Raw genomic sequence first — 2,230 nt, 5'->3', positions numbered from 1 at the left:
CCGGCAGCTTCGATACCCACGCCCTCCAAGCGGCCAATCATGGCGCCCTGCTCGGTGAGCTCGCCAGTGGCCTCGCCGCTTTTGGACGCGCACTCCAGCGCCATCGACTCCTGGATCGGGTGGTTGTTTATACGTATTCGGAGTTCGGGCGAACGATCCGGGAAAACGGGCGGAAAGGAACGGATCACGGCTCGGCTGCTCCGGTCTTTGTCATGGGGGGAGCCATCCGCGGCGGTTTGATCGGCAGGCACCCCCCGCTCGACCAGGTCGAGAATGGAGGCGTCAAACACCAGGTGGATTTTCGCTCGCTCTATGCGACATTCCTGGACCGATGGCTGGGTGTCCCGAGCCAAACGATTCTCGGTTCCCAGTTTTCCGAAGTCCCCCTTTTCACCTGATGTTGCCGGGCGGAAGGTGCCGATTGATCCGCGGAGGATGCGCCCGCCGCTCAGGATTCGCCGTTCAGCCCCAGTTCTTTTTTGATGGTGGCCAGCTCCTGGAGGATACCGGCCACCGTTTGTTTCAACTCGGCAAGTTCCTGTCGGAGTTCTTCGACTTCTGGGGAAGAGCCCACGGGGCTGAAAGCCTCCCCAGAACCACTCCGGGGTTCCGGAATGTCGGTTGTGGACAAGGACGGCTCCCGAACAGCCACCGCGGAGTACCGCTGCCTGAGTCGTGCCAGTTCCGGCTCGGGATAGAGATTGTGGGCCACGACGTGTCCTCGGCCGGGAGGGGTCAGGTCGATGATCAGTCCTTTGGCCTTGAGCGAGTCCAGATGCTGCCGCAGGGTCGGCAGATCGGGGATGGGGTCCATGCGGGAGGCATGAGCGCGGAGTTCACCTTCTGTTTGGGGACCGCGGAGAAGCAGTTCCGCGATGATCGCCAGTTCCTCTTTGTTGACCCCCAGCCACTCGTAAAGATAGTGACGGTATTTATCCACCCGACCCATACCCTGGACAATCCCCACCGCGCCCATTTGGCGGAGATTGTCTAGTGCCCGCTCCACGACCTCTTCCGTAAGCTCCATGACGGGGTCGCGGTTGCTCTTCTGGTTGCAACCGGTGACGATGGCGTTGAGCGTCATGGGATAGGAGGACGGAACCGTTTTGGCCTTTTCCACGAGCACGCCGAGGACACGGCGCTCAATGGCAGGCAAAGGACGCCAGCGTTTGGTCGAGCCTTCCGGTTGCGGATTGACTGCATCGCCTTGGTATTCGTCGTTCATCCGTCCGATCCCTCTCGTCTGGTAATGAACCGTCGTGTTATTTCGGACGCAGCGGACTTTGAGAGAGGATGAATTTCATTTTGCCGATGGCACCGCCGAAATCCACGGTGGCCTTGCGGGCGTCGCCCGAACCGCTGAGGGCCACAATCCGGCCCACGCCGTATCGAGGATGCACGACCGACATGTTGAGCACGAAATCGTCGGGAGTCAGCGCGCCACCTTGAGCACGCCGCGGTGGGGATGGCGGCACAGCGCTGGTGCGGCGCGGAGCCTCCCAGGTCGAGCCGCGGAAGGCCGGTTCCCGCGCCGGGCTGGTCCCCACCCACGATGTGGAGCGGCTCGCCGCCCTGGAAGACGTGACGATTTCCAGATGTTCGCGAGGCAACTCCATCAAAAACTGGCTGGGGATGGTCAGCTTGCGCTGACCTCGGAAATCCCGGTACTCGGCCATACTGATCTGCAATTCCTGCTTGGCCCGGGTGATGCCGACAAACATGAGTCGGCGTTCTTCTTCCAGTTCATCCATGTCGTTGCGGCTGCGTTCGTGGGGAAGGATGCCCTGTTCGCACGCCACGAGAAACACCACGGGAAACTCCAGGCCCTTGGAGGCGTGAAGCGTCATGAGCGTCACCCGGTCGGCACTCTCATCCAGGGCGTCCGTGTCGCTGACCAGCGAGGTCTCTTCGAGAAACGATTCCAGACTGGCGGCTTCGCCGTAGCGCTCGTCGAACTGGCGGGCCACGGTGAGAAGCTCCTCAATATTCGCCAGTCGCTCCTGATCTTCCATGTGCTGGGATCTTTCCAGGTACTCGCGATAGCCGGTTTCGGTGAGCACCAGGCCCAGCAGTTCTTCCACGGATCCCTGGGCGGCGGCTACCAGCCGATCATAAAGAGTAACGAAGCCCCGGAACGCTCCCATCGTGCGGAGGCTGAATTCGGGGATGGCGTCGGCACGCCGGGCGGCCTCCAGCAGACAAAGCCCGTGCGCAGCGGCAAACTCCCGCA

General features: G+C 61.9%; 3 protein-coding genes. 1 reads left to right on the top strand and 2 read right to left on the bottom strand.

Translation table 11 applies throughout. From position 1 onward, the window contains the following. The coding region (locus tag H5U08_RS16405; protein WP_297035510.1) for a DUF1501 domain-containing protein at nt 1-398 on the top strand (398 nt) is incomplete at its 5' end. Between the two features lie 50 nt (nt 399-448). Here the strand turns inward: H5U08_RS16405 and H5U08_RS16400 are convergent. Then, nucleotides 449-1,225, bottom strand: coding sequence for a DUF480 domain-containing protein (locus H5U08_RS16400; protein ID WP_297035508.1), 777 nt, complete (start codon nt 1,223-1,225; stop codon nt 449-451). Nucleotides 1,226-1,262: 37 nt separating this feature from the next. Beyond that, on the bottom strand, nt 1,263-2,230 hold a 968-nt coding region (locus H5U08_RS16395; RefSeq protein WP_297035505.1), incomplete at its 5' end, for a 3'-5' exonuclease.

The sequence above is a fragment of the Thermogutta sp. genome, assembly GCF_014359955.1.
In the GTDB taxonomy this organism is placed as follows: domain Bacteria; phylum Planctomycetota; class Planctomycetia; order Pirellulales; family Thermoguttaceae; genus Thermogutta.
Note: the sequence above shows the minus strand (reverse complement) of the source record. Positions and strands in the feature narration are given on the sequence as shown.